Annotated in this window: 14 protein-coding genes and 1 tRNA gene; 3 read left to right on the plus strand and 12 right to left on the minus strand. The window is 67.0% G+C overall.

Annotated features, from left to right (window positions below; all coding sequences use genetic code 11):
• Nucleotides 1-85 precede the first annotated feature (85 nt).
• The 7 genes from OLX23_RS05620 to OLX23_RS05650 form a co-directional block, all read right to left on the minus strand.
• On the minus strand, nucleotides 86-3,061 hold the full coding sequence (locus tag OLX23_RS05620) for a PD-(D/E)XK nuclease family protein (protein ID WP_264443624.1): 2,976 nt from the start codon (nucleotides 3,059-3,061) through the stop codon (nucleotides 86-88).
• Nucleotides 3,054-3,773, minus strand: coding sequence for a nucleotidyltransferase family protein (locus OLX23_RS05625; protein WP_264443625.1), 720 nt, complete (start codon nucleotides 3,771-3,773; stop codon nucleotides 3,054-3,056). The genes OLX23_RS05620 and OLX23_RS05625 overlap by 8 nt, the downstream gene beginning before the upstream one ends.
• Nucleotides 3,770-4,756: an aminoglycoside phosphotransferase family protein gene (locus tag OLX23_RS05630; RefSeq protein WP_264443626.1), complete on the minus strand. Its 987-nt coding sequence runs from the start codon at nucleotides 4,754-4,756 to the stop codon at nucleotides 3,770-3,772. Before OLX23_RS05630 ends, OLX23_RS05625 begins: the two co-directional genes overlap by 4 nt.
• Nucleotides 4,747-5,196, minus strand: a complete 450-nt coding sequence (gene tsaE / locus OLX23_RS05635; RefSeq protein ID WP_264443627.1) for a tRNA (adenosine(37)-N6)-threonylcarbamoyltransferase complex ATPase subunit type 1 TsaE — start codon at nucleotides 5,194-5,196, stop codon at nucleotides 4,747-4,749. Before tsaE ends, OLX23_RS05630 begins: the two co-directional genes overlap by 10 nt.
• Complete coding sequence (locus tag OLX23_RS05640; RefSeq protein WP_264443629.1) at nucleotides 5,193-7,550, minus strand: sensor histidine kinase; 2,358 nt, start codon at nucleotides 7,548-7,550, stop codon at nucleotides 5,193-5,195. The genes tsaE and OLX23_RS05640 overlap by 4 nt, the downstream gene beginning before the upstream one ends.
• Before the next feature lie 175 nt (nucleotides 7,551-7,725).
• Nucleotides 7,726-9,132 (minus strand): adenosylhomocysteinase, encoded by a 1,407-nt coding sequence (ahcY, locus tag OLX23_RS05645; RefSeq protein WP_264443630.1) that lies wholly within the window; start codon nucleotides 9,130-9,132, stop codon nucleotides 7,726-7,728.
• A gap of 248 nt (nucleotides 9,133-9,380) precedes the next feature.
• The gene (locus tag OLX23_RS05650) at nucleotides 9,381-9,908 is read right to left on the minus strand and encodes an S-adenosyl-L-homocysteine hydrolase (RefSeq protein ID WP_264443631.1); all 528 of its coding nucleotides are present in this window, start codon (nucleotides 9,906-9,908) and stop codon (nucleotides 9,381-9,383) included.
• A 185-nt stretch (nucleotides 9,909-10,093) separates the two neighbouring features.
• On the opposite strand from OLX23_RS05650, the gene OLX23_RS05655 reads away from it, so the two are divergent.
• The gene (locus OLX23_RS05655; RefSeq protein ID WP_264443633.1) at nucleotides 10,094-10,573 is read left to right on the plus strand and encodes a peroxiredoxin; all 480 of its coding nucleotides are present in this window, start codon (nucleotides 10,094-10,096) and stop codon (nucleotides 10,571-10,573) included.
• A 37-nt stretch (nucleotides 10,574-10,610) separates the two neighbouring features.
• Here the strand turns inward: OLX23_RS05655 and OLX23_RS05660 are convergent, their stop codons facing one another.
• The 3 genes from OLX23_RS05660 to OLX23_RS05670 all read right to left on the minus strand — a co-directional run bounded on the left by OLX23_RS05660 (nucleotide 10,611) and on the right by OLX23_RS05670 (nucleotide 14,221).
• Nucleotides 10,611-12,005 carry a hypothetical protein gene (locus OLX23_RS05660; RefSeq protein WP_264443634.1) on the minus strand — a complete coding sequence of 465 codons (1,395 nt, stop codon included), beginning with the start codon at nucleotides 12,003-12,005 and terminating at the stop codon, nucleotides 10,611-10,613.
• Nucleotides 12,006-12,071: 66 nt separating this feature from the next.
• Nucleotides 12,072-12,692: a GTP cyclohydrolase I FolE gene (folE, locus tag OLX23_RS05665; RefSeq protein WP_264443635.1), complete on the minus strand. Its 621-nt coding sequence runs from the start codon at nucleotides 12,690-12,692 to the stop codon at nucleotides 12,072-12,074.
• A gap of 35 nt (nucleotides 12,693-12,727) precedes the next feature.
• Nucleotides 12,728-14,221: a phospholipase D-like domain-containing protein gene (locus OLX23_RS05670; RefSeq protein WP_264443636.1), complete on the minus strand. Its 1,494-nt coding sequence runs from the start codon at nucleotides 14,219-14,221 to the stop codon at nucleotides 12,728-12,730.
• Between the two features lie 137 nt (nucleotides 14,222-14,358).
• On the opposite strand from OLX23_RS05670, the gene OLX23_RS05675 reads away from it, so the two are divergent.
• Together OLX23_RS05675 and OLX23_RS05680 are read left to right on the plus strand one after the other, a co-directional pair.
• On the plus strand, nucleotides 14,359-14,889 hold the full coding sequence (locus OLX23_RS05675; protein ID WP_264443637.1) for a nuclear transport factor 2 family protein: 531 nt from the start codon (nucleotides 14,359-14,361) through the stop codon (nucleotides 14,887-14,889).
• Nucleotides 14,890-15,093: 204 nt separating this feature from the next.
• Nucleotides 15,094-15,852, plus strand: a complete 759-nt coding sequence (locus OLX23_RS05680; RefSeq protein WP_264443639.1) for a Crp/Fnr family transcriptional regulator — start codon at nucleotides 15,094-15,096, stop codon at nucleotides 15,850-15,852.
• A 236-nt stretch (nucleotides 15,853-16,088) separates the two neighbouring features.
• Here the strand turns inward: OLX23_RS05680 and OLX23_RS05685 are convergent.
• Both OLX23_RS05685 and OLX23_RS05690 read right to left on the minus strand, forming a co-directional pair.
• A tRNA-Arg gene (locus tag OLX23_RS05685) sits at nucleotides 16,089-16,165 on the minus strand.
• A complete protein-coding gene (locus OLX23_RS05690; protein ID WP_319641297.1) occupies nucleotides 16,156-16,617 on the minus strand; it encodes a (deoxy)nucleoside triphosphate pyrophosphohydrolase in 462 nt (153 codons plus the stop codon). The genes OLX23_RS05685 and OLX23_RS05690 overlap by 10 nt, the downstream gene beginning before the upstream one ends.
• Nucleotides 16,618-16,639: the final 22 nt, after the last annotated feature.

Below are 16,639 nucleotides of genomic sequence, written 5' to 3' on the forward strand. Positions count from 1 at the left end.
ACAAGAAGAGATGGCGCTCGACCGCGCCCCCTCCGTCAGCGCTTCGCGCTGCCACCTCCCCCAGCAGGGGAGGACCCGGGCTAGCTCATTCTGCATCATCGCCCTCCCCGCCAAGCTGGCCCAGCCATTCGTCGAGCCGCATGAGCTGGTCGTAGTCGTTATACCCGCCGATGTCGGGATTGAGCCGCGCGGTGAAGGGTTCGCTGCCCAGGATCCACTTGTCGATCGCCTCGACCAGATAGCGCGTGGTCTCCGAAATGAACTCCTCGCGCGGAATGCCCGTACGGCGGCTGCCTTCGAGGATCGGCTCCTCGCGATAGCCGAAGGCGATCTCGCCGCGCTGCTTGAGATCGCGCGACAGCGACCAGTATTCGAAGCGCCCGGCAGCGCCCGAAACGCCTTCGAAGCCGCCCTGCTCGGCGATCATGCCGATCAGCCCGAGCTGGAGCGCAAAACCCTCCTGCACCATCGACCGCGAAGGCGGCTGGCCGGTCTTGTAGTCGACCACGGCGAGCCTGCCGTCGGGCAGCTTGTCGATGCGATCGGCGCGGCCGTGGACGCGCACGCCCTTGACCAGCATGTCGCCCTTGCGCTCGCTGGCCAGCACCGTGCGCCCCTCGGCCTGCAGCCGCGCGATCTCCTCGCCGATCCAGCCCAGCGCCGCGACCAGGCGCGGCCGCCACAAGGTACGCATCAGCGGGTGCGCGCTCATCTCGTCGAGTTCCTCGTCGGCGATCGCCAGCAGGTCGCCGCCTTCCTTGTGCCAGCGTTCGAGGATCGCGTGGACCGCGGTGCCTTTCCAGGCGGCCGAAGGCTCGGCGTCGAGCGGATCGAGCGAGGACAGCCGCAGGATCGAGCTCGCATAGAACTGGTAGGGGTCACCACGCAGACGATCGAGACCGGTCACGGCGATATCGACCTTGCGCTGCTCGGCGCTGGGCATCGGCTGCGGCTGGGGATAGCGCGGCGCCGGCGCGGCGTCGTCGATCGCGCGCGCCAGCTCGACCGCGCGCTTCTCCTCGTGCATGCCGAGAAGGTCGCCGAGCATGGCCCTGACCCTCAGCACGAAGCGCGAGGGGATCACGGGTGCGCCCTCGTCGCGCTGCGCCCAGGACAAGACGACCTCGGGCGCGCCGAGCGCCGCCGCGAGATCGTGCGCCGACAGGCCGATGCGGAAGTCCGCGCCGGGCACGCCGAGCGCGCGCAGCACGGCCGGCGGCAGCAGCGCGTCGGGCGACGGCGACGCCGGCCAGACGCCCTCGGTCAGCCCGCCGCAGATCACCAGGTCGGCGCGGCTCATTCGCGCTTCGATCAGGCCGTAGACCGAGACGCGCGGGTGGCCGCCCCAAGGCGGGCGCACCGCCTGGCGGTCCATCGCGTCGCGCAGCACCGCATGAAGCTCGCGCGGATCGAGCATGGTCCCCGCGCCCCGCGCCGCCTCGCGCAGATCCTCGACGAAGGACGACAGGGCGCGCCCATCGGGCTTGCCCCAAAGCGCCGTGCCGCAAAGCGCCTCGGCGACTTCGGCCAGCGCTTCGAGCAGGCCCGCGAGCGGCGCTTCGTCGATCGGCAGGAACAGCGGCGACAGCATGGCCTCGACCCCACTCCACCATTCGGCCACCCTCCCCTTCGCGGCCGCCGCAGCGATCGGCGCGAGTCCCGCCGCCTGGCGCGGTCCGCGCAGCGCGAGATCGAGATGCCGCGCGGCTTCGAGCCAGGCGGCGCGATCTCCCTCCGCAGCGACCAGCGGGTGGGTCAGCAAAGCCAGCAGCGGCACCGGCGCGGCCTGTTCGGCAACGAGTTCGGCCAGCAGCAGCAGCAAGCGGCCCGCCGGGGTCTGGGCCAGCGGCTGACCGGCGGTATCGTCGGCCTCTATTCCCCAGCGATCGAGCTGCGCGACGACGCGGCCAGCAAGGCCGCGGTCGGGGGTGATCAAGGCCACCCGGCGCTCGGGTTGCTCCAAAGCTTCGCGGATCAGCACGGCGATCGCCTGCGCTTCCTCGCCCGGATGCGCAGTCTCCATCAGGCGCACGCCGGACAGGCGGCGCTGGTCGGCGGGCAGGTCGACCCAGCGTGCCGAGGCCGAGGGCGGCAGGAACAGGTTGGAGATCGCCAGGCTGCGTTCGGGCGGCGATGCGCTCAGGCCAGCGCGGTGCCAGGGCTGCACCTCCTCGCGCGCCACGCCCATGCGGTTGAGCAGCAGCTTGAGATGGTATTGCGGATGGGTTGCGGCGTCATTGCGGCCGAAAGGAGAGCCGTCAAGTTCGGGCGCCTTGCCGGCACTGCCGAGCGCGTCCCAGACATCCTCGTCGAGCGCGAGATCGAGATCGGGCAGGACCACGGCGCCTTTCGGGAGCTCCGAAACCACGCGCAGCAGCCGCGCGAGCGCCGGTGAGGCCGAGGTCACGCCAGCGGCCACGATCGGATTTTCCGGCGGATTTTCACACCAACGCCGCGCCGCATGATCGAACAAGGCGTTGCGCCGCGTCGGTGCGTCGACCATCTCGCGCTCGGCCAGCTCGGCGTTCCAATGCGCCTGGACCATCAGGAAACTGCGCGTCGAATCCTGCCAGTGCCGAGCGAGATCACCCACGATTCCAACGACTTCCTCGGACAGTAGGTCGATCGGCGCGATCCCCTCGACGAGCAGCCGGTCCATCGTCCGCCCGAGCTCGAAAGCCCGCCGCAGCAGCGCCGCACCCTGTCCTGCCTGATCGCCCTCGACCGCGCGCAGATAATGCGCGAGCCGCAGCCAGCGGTAGGTCGGATCCACCGCGCGCGGCACCTCGGCACCAGCCCCCAGCGGATCGAGCAACGCGCCCAAGGTCTCGTCGAGATCGAGATCACCCACCGCCGCCATCCGCGGCAGCAGCATGCCCGCTCCCGACAGTCGGATGAAAGCCTCGGTCACCGTCCGCACCGCGCGCTGGCTCGGCAGCAGCAGGGTCAGTCGAGCGAGACCGAGTTCGCCGTCGGAATAGCGCGGGATCAGCCCCGCGACGAGCGCATCGGCAAAACCGCGGTGCGCGGCGATCGAGTAGATCCGCGGGCCCTCAGGCACGCGTCAAGAGCGCCTCGGTCGGCGCGATCGCTCCGGGTTCGCCGACCTCGCACCACAGGCCCGTATGCGACAGACCATAGAGCCGTTCCTCGGCAATTGCGCGTTCCCACAGGACGTTGGTCGAGAAGGCGCCCTCGGGTGCCTCGCGCAACAGGCGGTGCGAAACGATCTGGATGCCGGTGTAGATGAAAGGCGCGATCCGCCCCGTCCGGCGGCGGCTGATCCGGCCCAGGGGATCGAGATGGAAATCGCCCTTGCCCTCGTAGTTCGCCGCGCGCGCATGCGGCACAACGAGCAGCAGCGCGTCCATCTTGTCTGCGTCCCACCGATCGGACAGCTCGCGAAAGGCGTTGCGCGGACCGTCGAGCCAGATGTTGTCGCTGTTGAGGCAGAAGAACGGATCGGGCAGCAACGGTGCCGCCTTGACCATGCCGCCGCCGGTCTCGAGCAGCAGGTCCCGCTCGTCGGAAATCGTGATCTCCGGCCCCCGCTTGCGCGCCTTGAGATGGGCTTCGAGCGCATCGGCCAGATAGTGGACGTTGACCACGGCCCTGGCGACGCCGGCATTGGCGAGCCCGTCGAGGCTGTAGTCGATCAGCGCCTTGCCGTTGACGCGCACCAGCGGCTTGGGCTGGCTCGCGGTCAGCGGCCGCATGCGCTTGCCGAGGCCCGCGGCCATGACCATCGCCGTATCGCTCGCGAGTTCGCTCACAGCTGGTAGCTCCCGCCGCCGGCTTCGCGGAGTTCGGCCGGGACGTTCGCATCGAACCAGGCGGCGACGGGCGCCAGCGCCGGATGTGCGAGATCGCGTTCGAGCAGCGCCCAGACTCGCGGGATCAGGTCGAGGTAGCGCGGCTTGCCGTCGCGCTTCCACAAACGGACGAAGATGCCGACGATCTTGGCATTCCGCTGTGCGCCCAGCCGAGCGTAGTCGGCAAAGAAGTCTTCCAGCGGCACCCCGGTCTTCTGGACGTAATGGTCGAACATCTCGGCCTCGAGCTCGGGCGAGACGTCGCGGCGCGCGTCCTGGAGCAGCGAGACGAGATCGTAGGCTCGGTGGCCGATCAGCGCGTCCTGGAAGTCGAGCAGCCCCTGCTTGTGCAGTTCGCCCAGCAGCATGATGTTTTCAGCGTGATAGTCGCGCAGCACGGTCACGCCCGGGCGCTGGCGCAGCGCCAGCGGTTTGAGCACCTGTTCCCAGGCCTCGGCATAGCCGTTGCCGTCGACGTAGAGATTCTGCGCGGGGCAGTACCAGTCGACGAACAGCTTCGCCTCGCGCTGGTATTCGGGGATGCCGTAGTCGAGGAAAGGCCCCGACGGCAGGCGGTGCAGGTCGACCAGCGCATCGACCGCGGCGCGATAGATCTCGCGCTCGTCGTCGGGCCACTGGTCGAGATAGTCGCGCATCCGCGCGAGGCCGAAGTCCTCGAGCAGCACGAGCCCGCGGCCTGCATCCTCGGCGAGGATCCGCGGCGCGCGCATGCCATTGGCGTCGAGCCACTTGGCGGCACGCAGGAACGGCCCAGGGTCCTCGTGCGGTGGCGGCGCGTCCATCAGCATCGCGGTCTTGTCGCCGCGGCGAATGCGGAAATAACGGCGGAACGAGGCGTCGCCGGCCAGCGGCTCGACGTCGCTGCCCCCCCAACCGGCGGTGTCGAGGAAATGGTCGAGGCCTTCGGGCAGCGTCATGGACATGGCAGCCGCCCTAGCCAATCCGCCCCCGCCTCCACAATCGCAATCCGCCCGGAGCCCACAGCTTCCAACGCAATCGCGAGGCAGCCCGGCTCATGCGCGAAACCGCCGGCGTGCTCGGGCCATTCGGCGAGCAGCGCAGCGCCCTGGCGATAATCGTCGAGACCGATCTCCTCGGCCTCGGCCGGGTGCGACAGGCGGTAGAAGTCGGCGTGGACCAGCGGCAAGCGGACGGCCGGTGGCTCGTAGAGCTCGACGATCGCGAAGCTCGGCGAAGGGATTTCGCCCTGGTGGCCCAGCGCGGCAATGACTGCGCGCGCCAAAGTCGTCTTGCCCGCGCCGAGCCCGCCCGAAAGTGCGACCACGTCGCCCGCTTGCAGCTTCGCCGCAATGGCGCGGCCGAACCGCTCCATCGCTTCCAGATCGGGCAGTTCGATCCTCACGGCAGCTCGACGATCGCCGCGGTCCCCTGGCCCGGCTCGGACAGCAGTTCGAGCGTGCCGCCATGTGCCTCGACGAGCTGCCGCGCGAGCGGCAGGCCCAGGCCCTGACGGCGCTCGACCGCCTTGCCATCGGCGCTGACCTTGAGCCCGCCCAGCGCGCGCGCCAGCATCGCCGCGTCCATGCCGGGGCCGTTGTCGGAAATGACGATCCGCGCCCAGTCCTGGCCTTTGACCTTGTGCCGCGACAGTTCGACGAGGATGCGCCCGCCGCCGGGCGTGGCCTGGATGGCGTTGTCGATCAGGTGCCCCAAGGCGCGCCCGAGCCGGCGCGGATCGCCCGAAATACGGCCGGCCGTGGCCTTGTTGCCGCGCAGGTCGAGCGACAGTTCGGCGCGACGGATACGCGGTTCACGCTCCTCGACCAGCCGCGTTACGAAGGGCATCAGGTCGATCTCCTCGCGCGCGAGCGGCAGGATGCCGGCCTCGCTCTGCGACAGGTCGAGCACCGACTCGATCTGCTCGCCGAGGCGTTCGACCGAGGCGAGAATCGCGGTGACGTATTCCTGGCCGGTATCGGACAGCCCGCCACCGAGCCCCGCCTGGAGCAGTTCGGCAAAGCCGCCGATCGAGGTCAGCGGCGTACGGAATTCGTAGCTCATGTTGGCCAGGAAGCGCGTCTTGACCGCATCGGCCTCGACCAGCGCGGCGTTACGTTCGCGCAGGGCCTCCTCGGCCTTTTGCGAGTCGGTGATGTCGAGCACGGTCAGCAGGCCGTTGCCGTCGGGCAGCGGCACACCAGCGAATTCGAGCGTGCGGCCGTCGGCCAAGTGGACCCGGCCGCCGGTCTGCTTGCGATCGAGCGTGGCGGCGCGCACGACGTTGCCGACGCCCTTGGCCTGCGGCGGCCGCATCAGCCGCGCGGCGATGCGCTTGAGCAGGTCCTCGATGTGCGGATGCGTGTCGAGGAAATCGCTGTCGAGCCCCCAGTCGGCGGCGAAGCGGCGGTTCCACAGCTGCATGCGGCCATCGGGTGCGAAGACCGCGATCGATTCGAACAGGCTGTCGAAAGTCGCGGTGCGCGTGCGCAGCAGGGTGTCGCGCACGGCCGAGAGGCGCAGCTGTTCGGTGCGATCCTCGGCGACGAGCACGAGCCCGCCATCGGGCATCGGCTGCGCGACGATGCGTACGTGGGTACCGTCGCCCAGCGGCCAGGCCTCTTCCTGCGCCTCGTTCGCCGCGAACCAATCGGCCTTCTCACGGCGCCAGGCCTGATAGTCGCGCGCCTCGGGCACGCGACCGGCATCGCGCGCGATGTCGAGCAGCCGTTCGAACGGCGGCGGATTGAGCACGTGCGCCGGGGTCAGCGCGAACAGCCGCTGAAACGGCTGGTTGGCGAAGGTCAGCTGGCGCTTGGCGTCGAACTGCGCGACGCCGGCGGAGAGCTGGTCGAGCATCGAGCGCTGCGCATCGCGGAAAGCCTTGAACTGGCGGCCCAGTTCCTCGAGGTCCTCGACGTCGATCGCATAGCCGGCAATGCCGTCGTCGATCAGCGGCAGGTCGCTGACTCGCAGCGCGCGGCGCTCACCGTCGATCGTCGCGTGGACCATGCGCTCGATCGGCAGCTTCTGCTGCGCGGCCTGGAGCGCGACCTGCGCAGCGGTGAGGCCGTCGACCGCCTCGACCAGTTCGGTGCCCTTCTCGACGACGCTCTCGGCGCTCTTGCCCGCGACGGCGGCAACATAGGCCGAATTGACCAGCCGCAGGCGACCGTCGTGGCCGCGGAACCACATCGGCATCGGCGCGGCCTCGATCAGCGAGACCAACGCGCTGAAGTCTCCGCGCGCACGCGCGGCTTCGGCACGCAGCTTGACCAGCTCGCTCTCGCTGTCGGAAAAGTCGAAGACCCAGACCAGCGCCGCGCCGCCGGGCGAGACGTGCGGATCGGCCAGGTGTCCGCGCAAAGCCAGCGACCGGCGCGATCCGCGCGGCGTGGCCACCATACGGAACGGCGCAGCGGTCTTCTGGGTGCGGCGGACCTCGGCGGTCAGCTCGGCGAGCTGTTCGGCGGTCAGGCCCTTGTCGCCGGTGTCGAGCTCGGTGAGGAATTGCGGGACCGTGTCGAGCCCCAGCCAGTTGGCCAGGCGCTGCGGCGCCTCGATCCGGCCGTCGGCGCGGACGAGCAGCGGCAAGGCCGGCGATTCGTCGATCATGCGTGCAAGCCGGCGCATCGAACGCTGGCCGGCCTCGGCACGCTGCTGGCGCACCCGCGCCATGACGATCGCCCAGCCCGCGGCGAGCGTCCAGGCTGCCAGCAGCATTCCCAAGAGGACGAGCACGGTCTGGCTGAGGATCATCGCGTCTTGGGTATGAGGCGGCGGATAGGATTACAAGGGGATGCCAACCACTCTTCGCCAGCTCCGCAGATGCCGTGGGCATAAACGCAAACGCCGACCTCACCCGGAAGGTGAGATCGGCGGCTCGCGATCGTATAGCGCCGAGCTTCGTGCGAAGCCCGGCACGACGTTTCGATCAGTAGCGGTAGTGCTCGGGCTTGAACGGACCTTCGGTGGTCACGCCGATGTAGTCCGCCTGCTTCTGGGTCAGCTTGGTCAGCTTCACACCCAGCTTGTCGAGGTGAAGCGCAGCGACCTTCTCGTCGAGATGCTTCGGCAGAACATAGACTTCGTTCTTGTAGTTCTCACCCTTGGTGAAGAGCTCGATCTGCGCCAGCACCTGGTTGGTGAACGACGACGACATGACGAAGCTCGGGTGGCCGGTGGCGCAGCCCAGGTTCACCAGGCGGCCCTTGGCGAGGATGATGATCTGCTTGCCGTCCGGGAACTCGACGAGGTCGGTGCCCGGCTTGACCTCGGTCCACTTGTAGTTGTCGAGCGCGGCGATCTGGATCTCGCTGTCGAAGTGGCCGATGTTGCAGACGATGCTCATCGGCTTCATCGCCTTCATGTGCTCGGCGGTGATGACGTGCTCGTTGCCCGTGGCGGTGACGAAGATGTCGGCGCGCGAAGTCGCCTCTTCCATCGTCACGACTTCATAGCCCTCCATCGCCGCCTGCAGCGCGCAGATCGGATCGATCTCGGTAACCAGCACGCGCGCGCCGCCGTTGCGGAGCGAAGCGGCCGAACCCTTGCCGACGTCGCCGAAGCCGGCGACGCAGGCGACCTTGCCCGCCAGCATCACGTCGGTGGCACGGCGGATCGCGTCGACCAGCGATTCCTTGCAGCCGTAGAGGTTGTCGAACTTCGACTTGGTGACGCTGTCGTTGACGTTGATCGCCGGGAACGGGAGCTTGCCCTCCTTGGCGATCTGGTAGAGGCGGTGCACGCCCGTGGTGGTCTCTTCCGACACGCCCTTGAGCGCCTTGACCGTCTCGGTCAGGTAGCCCGGCTTGGCCTTGAGGAAGGCGTTGAGCGCGCGGACGAATTCGATCTCTTCGGCGTTGCTCGGCTCGAACAGCTTCTCGCCGGCTTCGACGCGCGCGCCCCAGAGCGCGAACATCGTGGCGTCGCCGCCGTCGTCGAGGATGATGTTGGCGGTCGTATCACCCCAGTCGAAGATCGAACCGACGTAGTCCCAGTAGTCGGCCAGGCTCTCGCCCTTGACGGCGAAGACCGGAATGCCCGCGGCGGCGATCGCGGCGGCGGCGTGGTCCTGGGTCGAGAAGATGTTGCAGGTGGCCCAGCGCACGTCGGCGCCGAGCGCCACCAGCGTCTCGATCAGCACGGCGGTCTGGATCGTCATGTGCAGCGAACCGGTGATGCGCGCGCCCTTGAGCGGCTGCGACGCGCCGAACTCCTGGCGCAGCGCCATCAGGCCGGGCATCTCGGTCTCGGCGATCTTGATCTCGGCGCGGCCGAAATCGGCGAGGCCGATGTCGGCGATGACGTAGTCGTTCTGGACTTCTGCGACGCTAGCCACGGTGGGAAACTCCTGCTGCTTGAACCCGCGATCCGGCCCTGCCGGATGCAAGGACGGGCGGTGCACGATTGCCCCGCCCTTAGCCCAGGCCAGCCCTAGGTGGCAAATATAAAGATTGCTTTATATGATCCGCAGGCAGTTCACACAGGTGGCGGTCCGGCACCGAAACGCAAAATGGGCGGCCCCTTTTCGGGAGCCGCCCATCGTTCCCCGCAGAGGTTGGGGAGACACCGACAGAACGCTGTCGCTTAACGCCGAGCCCAGGCCAGACGCGTCGTCATCGAACCGTAGTCGGACAGCAGCTGGTCGGCCGCCTCCTCCAGGGTCGCGCGACCGCGCACGGTGGCGAGATTGCGCGCCACCGACTTAAGTTCGCTACAGCCCAGCCACGGGTGCCCCTGCCCGTAACCGTTGGCCATGGTGGTGCTCAGGCGGTCGAGCGCGCGCTGGGCGCCGGCGGCCCCATAGCGACGTGCCATCTCGTTCTTGAGCTCGGCGTTGGCGGCGTTGAGATCGGACAGCTGGTTCGTGGTGAAGCGTCCGTACTCAGCCGTGAAATTGTCAGAAGTGGTGCGGCAGCGGAGGCCGGTCACCATGAGCATGATGTCGAGGCGGCGCAGCTTCTCGGCGCCGCTCATCGAACCGGCGGCATGGGCCGGCGTCGTAGCGGCGATGCCGAGCGTCAGGGCCGCGAGCCCGAGCATCGAAGAGCCGAGCAGCGAAGAGCCCAGCGTGTTGGTATCGGCAGCACGAGCCGCCGTGGAATAGCGCGTCATCGGTAGTCTCCCCGCGGAGCAGCGTCCCCGCGAGAATTCCAATGCGCCTAGCGTCGTTAGCACCGGTTCAATTTCGGCGGTTAAGAAGAAATAAAGCATCTCCCGCCGTTGTCGCACCGCAGGCTTGGCCTATATCTCCCGCGACCCATTCCCTTTGACCGATTCCCATTAGGAAGGATGATGCGATGACCATTGCCGTTGGCGACAAGCTGCCCGACGTGAAGCTCAAGAAGGCCGGCGAGAACGGCCCCGAAGACGTGCAGACCGGCGACTATTTCAAGGGCAAGCGCGTCGCGCTGTTCTCGGTCCCCGGTGCGTTCACGCCGACCTGCTCGGCCAAGCACCTGCCGGGCTACGTCGAGAAGGCCGGCGAGCTCAAGGCCAAGGGCGTGGACGAGATCGTCTGCACCGCGGTCAACGACGCCTTCGTGATGGGCGCCTGGAACCGCGCCGACGGTTCGTCGGACGTCACCATGCTGGCTGACGGCAACGGCGAATTCGCGAACGCGCTCGGTCTGCCGCTCGACCTGACCGGCGGCGGGCTCGGCCACCGCGGCCAGCGCTTCTCGCTGCTCGTCAACGACGGCGTCGTCGAGCAGGTCAACGTCGAAGCTGCCGGCGAATTCAAGGTCAGCTCGGCCGAGCACCTGCTCGAGCAGCTCTGAGCCTTTCGCTCCAAGCAACACGGTCGGGCGCGATACCTTAGGGTGTCGCGCCCGATTTGCGTTGGAAGACCACGGCGACGCGATCGGCAGACAGCAAACGCCAGCGCTGCGGCTGCGCGCGCAGTTCGGTGATCAACCTGCCATTCCACTCCGGACTGAGCACGAAACCCGCCGGACGATAGAGCCGTTCGACCTCGTCCAGCCCCACGGCCCCGTCCCCGATCGCACGATAGCGCGCCCACTCTTCCGGGGTGTAGCGATAGTAGCGTCCGTCATAGGCCACACGCCATTCAGGCGAGCCGACGTCGATCGCCGGGCCGCCCCAGGGAAAGTGGGCGAAGATCGTCCCTTTGACACGGCTAGTGCGCAGTTTCTCGATCGCGGCGAGTGGGATCTTTTCGTCGAAATGCGTGGGGCGCAGGATAGGCACGATGGCGGCTACCGCGATCAGCGCCAGCGGTGACAGCCAGGCCGGCGTCCGCCGCTCGGCCGCGGGCGGCGGCACGGCACGCGCGATCACCGGAATCAGGGTCACCGCCCAGAACAGCGCGAAGCGCGAGGCGAACAGCGTCATGCCGAAAAAGACGATCGCGACCGCCAGTTCGCCTGCCTCGGTGCGCTGCGGATTGCGCAGCACGATCCAGGTCGCCATCACCGCGATCAGCAGCAGGTGAACAGCCCCGAAGCGGTTCATCGGATGCCATAGCGGCAGCCATTCGTTGACGTTCATCGCCGCGCTGGCCGCTGCATTGGCTGCGGAAGCGCCCAGGATATGCCAGCCATCGGGTGTCGCGAACATGGCGAGGCCGGCTAGCAACGCCAGAACCGTCAGCTCCCAGGGCGCCGCCTCCCCGCTCCTCAGGCAACGCCACCAGCCAATCGCAGCGACGGTCGCCAAGGTGACGGCGGCAATGCTGACCGAGGGATGGAGGTTCTGCCACACCAGGAACAGCGGCACGGCCAGAACGGTCATGCCCCAGGGCTTGAACCCGGTCCGCAGCGAGGCCAGCAAGGCACCGAAGCACAGGACGGCAAAACTCTGCGGGCGAATGCTCGCCAGAGGCAGTACGGCAAAAAAGGCGATCGCCAGCGCGAGCAGCACCGCGCCAGCGGAACCGCTTCGCCGGCGACAGGCCGCGGCAACGAGCAGAAACCCGCCCAGCCAGCACAGCGCGTCGAAGATTCGCAGCCCGGTCCACCCGGTCGTCAGCCGAACCTGCGCCATCACCGCCTGCCCCAACCAGGCGAAGGTCGGCATGGGCTGGCCGAAGTGCGTGGCCGAGAACGGCTCCTGCATCACAGGCCCGCCCCTCGCCAGGATCAGTTCGCCCAGCTTGAGCTGCCAGAAGATGTCGACGTCCCAGACCGGGTTCAGCAGCAGCACGGCCAGCATCGCCGCGGGGGCGATGGCGAGCAGCCAGGCCGCGACCACGCCGCGCGCCGGCTCGATCGCGCCCTGCCCCGCTTCGTTCAAGATGCCGCCTCCCCCGCGCGCGGATCAGTAGCCCATCAGGCTCAACACTTCCTTGCGGCTCGACTGGTCCTCGAGGAACACGCCCATCAGGCGGCTGGTGATCATCGCCACGCCCGGCGTGCGCACGCCGCGCCCGGTCATGCAGCCGTGCTGCGCCTCGATCACCACGGCCACGCCCTGCGGCTTGAGGTGATCCCAGATGCACTGCGCCACCTCGGCGGTCAGGCGTTCCTGGATCTGCAGCCGCTGCGCGAAGCCATGCAGCACGCGCGCGAGCTTCGAGATGCCGACGACGTGGCTGCGCGGCAGATAGGCGATCGAGGCCTTGCCGATGATCGGCGCCATGTGGTGCTCGCAGTGCGACTGGAACGGAATGTCCTTGAGCAGCACGATCTCCTCGTAGCCGCCGACCTCGTGGAACACCTTGGCCAGGTGCACGCCGGGATCCTCGGCATAGCCCTGGCAATATTCCTTCCAGGCGCGCGCCACGCGCGACGGCGTGTCGATCAGGCCTTCGCGCGTCGGATCGTCGCCCGACCAGCGGATCAGGGTGCGGATCGCCTCCTGCACGTCATCGGGCACGGGCAGCTTGCTCAGCGGACCGTCGTCGCCGTCGTGATGGTGGTGATCATCGTGCTTGCTCATCGATCGTCTTTCCTAACCTTACCGCACTCAATCTCTTACCGCGGGCGCCGCAGGAAACCGCCCCGCCGGAACAATCCGCGCTTCTCGCCGACCGGTTCGAACATTTCTTCGGGTCGCTCGGGATCGAGCAGAGCGCTGTCGGCGATCGTCTTTTCAGCTTCCGTAAGCGGACGCAAGGCAAAGGGTTCCAGACGCTTGCCTTCGCGCGGGAGCGATTCGATCGCCGCCGTCATCGAGCCGTGCCGTTCTATCGCGGTGGTGAGGTCGTCGACGGTCACGCCGCAATGCTCGGCCAGCAAAGAGTAGCGCAGGGCCTTGATCGTCGGGCCGATATGACCGTTGCCCGGCCGCGCCGCGTCGATGAACACGTCGCATTCGCTGTCGAGGCCCATCGAACGGTTGTTCATGTTGGCCGAACCGACGCGAACGATCTCGTCGTCGACGATCAGCAGCTTGGCATGGACGTAGATTTGCGCATCCCCCGAGGTCAGCGGCACGAAGACGCGAAAGCGACGCTGGTGGTCCTTCTCGCCGATCGCGTGGAGCAGGCGCACGCGGGCGGTGTCCATCGCTTGCTGTTCGAGCCAGCCGTGCGCAGTGGCCGGGTTGATCAGGACGATCTCCGGCGGATCGGGCTCGGCGACGCGCTGCGCGATCGCTTCGGCGATCCGACGTGAGGCGAAGTACTGGCTTTCAGCGTAGATGAAGCGTTTGGCCCGGCCGATCTGCTCGACGAACAGTTCCTCGATCTCGCGCACTTCCGGGCAGCCGCTGTAGGCCGCGCGGGTGCGCGCGATGCCCACTTCGACATCGGTGAATTCGGCGGCCAGACCGGCCGGCCAGGGGCTTTCATCCTGCGGTTCGCATGGCTGCATCTCACCACCGCCGGCGATTTGCCAGCGTTCGCGGCCGAGTTCGCCGAGCGCGCCCGCGACCTCACCCTCGAGCATCATCGTGATGTCGTGCCAGGGACCGTAGAGCCTGCCGTTCGGCCGGCGACGGCGGAAATCCTCGTGCAGATGCGCGCGTGTATCCCAGCGATCGGAGGTCACGTCGATGCCGCCGCAGACGGCGAAGCGATCGTCGATCACCGCGATCTTCTGATGATGGCTGCAGCCGATCGGATGCGCCGAATCGAGCTTGAGATCGATCGAGCGGTTGAGAAAGAACCGCACGACGTCGATGATCATCGTCCCGCGCAGAAGGAACTTGAGCGCGCCGAAATTCCACTCGAGCAGCTTGATCTGCAGCTTAGAACGCCGCTTGGCCAACCAGACCATGAAGGCGCCGACACGCGCCGGAAAGCTCTCGCGCCGTGGCAAGTTCCACCAGCGACGCCCCGGCCCCAGCCGGACGCGCGAATCGAAATCCCAACCGATCAGGAAGATCCGCTGCTGCGCCTGGAGCATCGCTTCCTGGATCAGCTCGAAATAGTCGGCCGCGTCGATGACGACGTGCGCACGCGAGGCTTTCGCATAGCGCCAGACCGACGGACTCGCCGATCCCTGCTCGTCTTCCTTACCGCCCATCGAGAATCCCATTGGCCGACAGGCACAGCCTCACCCGTCATCTACAGTCAAGATGGGGCACGGGTCGGCACTTGTCATCCGGCACATGGCGGGGAATTCTCGCGGGACATGGCCACGAGCCCGCGGGAGAGACCGGAATGACCACGCCGACCAGCCAGATCCTCAACGAGCTCGCCGATCGCGAGGCGATCAAGGAATGCCTCTATCGCTATTCGCGCGGGGTCGATCGGCTCGACGCCGACATGCTGCGCAGCGCCTATTGGCCCGACTGCGTCGACGAGCACATGGGCTTCGAAGGCAATGCCGAGGAATTCATCGCCTGGGCGTTCCCGGTGATGGGCTCGATGGACCAGGCGCAGCACTTCATCTCGAACGTGCTGATGGCGATCAACGGAGACAAGGCCGACGTGGAATCGTACTTCTACGGCTTCCACCGCATCAATACGCCCGACGGCCAGAAGAACGACGTGATCGGCGCCGGCCGCTATGTCGACAATTTTGAAAAGCGCGGCGACGAATGGCGGATCATGAGGCGCCTCGTCGTGACCGACTGGTTCCGCCACTATTCCGATTCGGCCGACTGGTCGCAGGGTATGCTCGGCATCATGATCGAACCCGGCGGGCGCTATCCGAACGATGAAAGCTACAAGCGGCTCAAGCTGGCCTGATGCGGATCGCCCGAAGAACCGGGCCCCGACAATATAGCCCGCGCGGGAGTCAGGTTCTGGCTCCCGCGCGGTCCGATCCATAGAGAACGCTGAAAACCGCACCAAGAAAGCCACGGTGCCGAAGTGTTCTTGCCGCACATAACATAGATTAAAGCGCTGCCGAAAATTTCTGGCCAAATCCGCATGTTATTCGTGCGAGGCCCCGTGACGACCAATGTAAGACCTTTTTCGCATCGTCACGCACCTTCCCCAAACCGTTTTGTTGCATTCGCCGACCTGACCGAGGCCGAACTGAATGCCTTGGGGCACCTCGGTGCCGATGTAGTCACCTATTCGCGCGACAAGGTGATCCGCCATGAGGGCGATCAACCCGACGTGTTCATGCTGCACAGCGGCTGGGTGGTGAGCAGCGGTTCGTTCGACGACGGCAGCCGCCAGGTCGTCAAGGTGCACCTTCCGGGCGACCTCATGGGCGCACCAAGCATGGGTTATACCGCCGCGGCCGATACGCTGACCGCGCTGACCGACGTGACTATCAGCAGAATCGTCCCCGAAGCGATCGCCCGCCTGTTCCGCGAGTTTCCCCGCCTGGCGATGATCATGTTCCTACTGGCCCAGGAAGAGCGCATCATCCTGATGGAACGTCTGATGTCGGTCGGGCGCCGCCGTGGCGCCCAGCGCCTGTCCGCGTTCCTCCTGCATATATACGATCGTCTGTGCCTGCTCGATCCCGACTGGCCGCTGTCCTTCGAACTGCCGCTCACGCTCGATCAGATCGCCGACGTCCTTGGCCTTCACGCGGTTCACGTCAGCCGCACCTTCAGCCGCCTCGAGCAGCAGGGACTGATCCACCGCGAGCACAAGCGCATCGACCTGCTCAATCTCGACGAGTTGCGGAAACAAGCCGGCTTTCCGCAGCGCAGGCTCCTACGCAACGCGGCCTGGCTCCCCCAACCGATCTAGCCGAAGATCGCCGACGCTCGGCAGAACCGACGGCAATCTTCGGCGGCGATCGACTCCAGGAGCGACCCGGACGATGCGGCGACCATGCCGATTTCACCGTGCGTCGCGATAACCTATGCTGCAATCTAGCTTGCACCCTCGAGGCTTCCGAACAGAAGCCCGGCCTCGACAGCCGGCGCGCGGACCATAAGAGAATGCCGCCCTCCGCACGAGGCGAAGGACGGCATGGAAACTCTTGGCGCGCCCGGAACGATTCGAACGTCCGACCCTCAGATTCGTAGTCTGATGCTCTATCCAGCTGAGCTACGGGCGCGTTGGGAGGCCCCCACTAGGGGGGAGTTCCAGGGTTGGCAAGCGGCTATTTTCGTTTTTTTCCAGAAGTGCCTCGGCAAGCGGATAATCGAGCGGTGGCATGGGCAGTCCGGCGATCTCCTCGCCCCGAAACCAGGCGATCGCTTCCCCGTCACGGCACTCGGCTTCGCCTTCCCAGGCGTGGCAAGTGTAAAGAAGGATTACATAGGGGCGGCGCGGCGGTTCGGGGACATCGACGTCGCTCGCGAAGCTGACGGGTTCGAGACGCGCTACGTCGAGCCTTAGGCCGAGTTCCTCCTCGATCTCGCGCACGGCAGCAGTCTGCGGGCTTTCTCCAGGCTCGACCTTGCCGCCCGGAAATTCCCAGAGCCCGCCATGCTCGCTTCCGCGTCGGCGCTGCTGCAGCAGGATTCGCCCCACGCCATCGACCAGAGCCACCGCAACGACGAGCACGGGTGTCGAAAAATTTTTCAAA

The sequence above is a fragment of the Novosphingobium sp. JCM 18896 genome (genome assembly GCF_025938095.1).
Lineage (GTDB): Bacteria > Pseudomonadota > Alphaproteobacteria > Sphingomonadales > Sphingomonadaceae > Novosphingobium.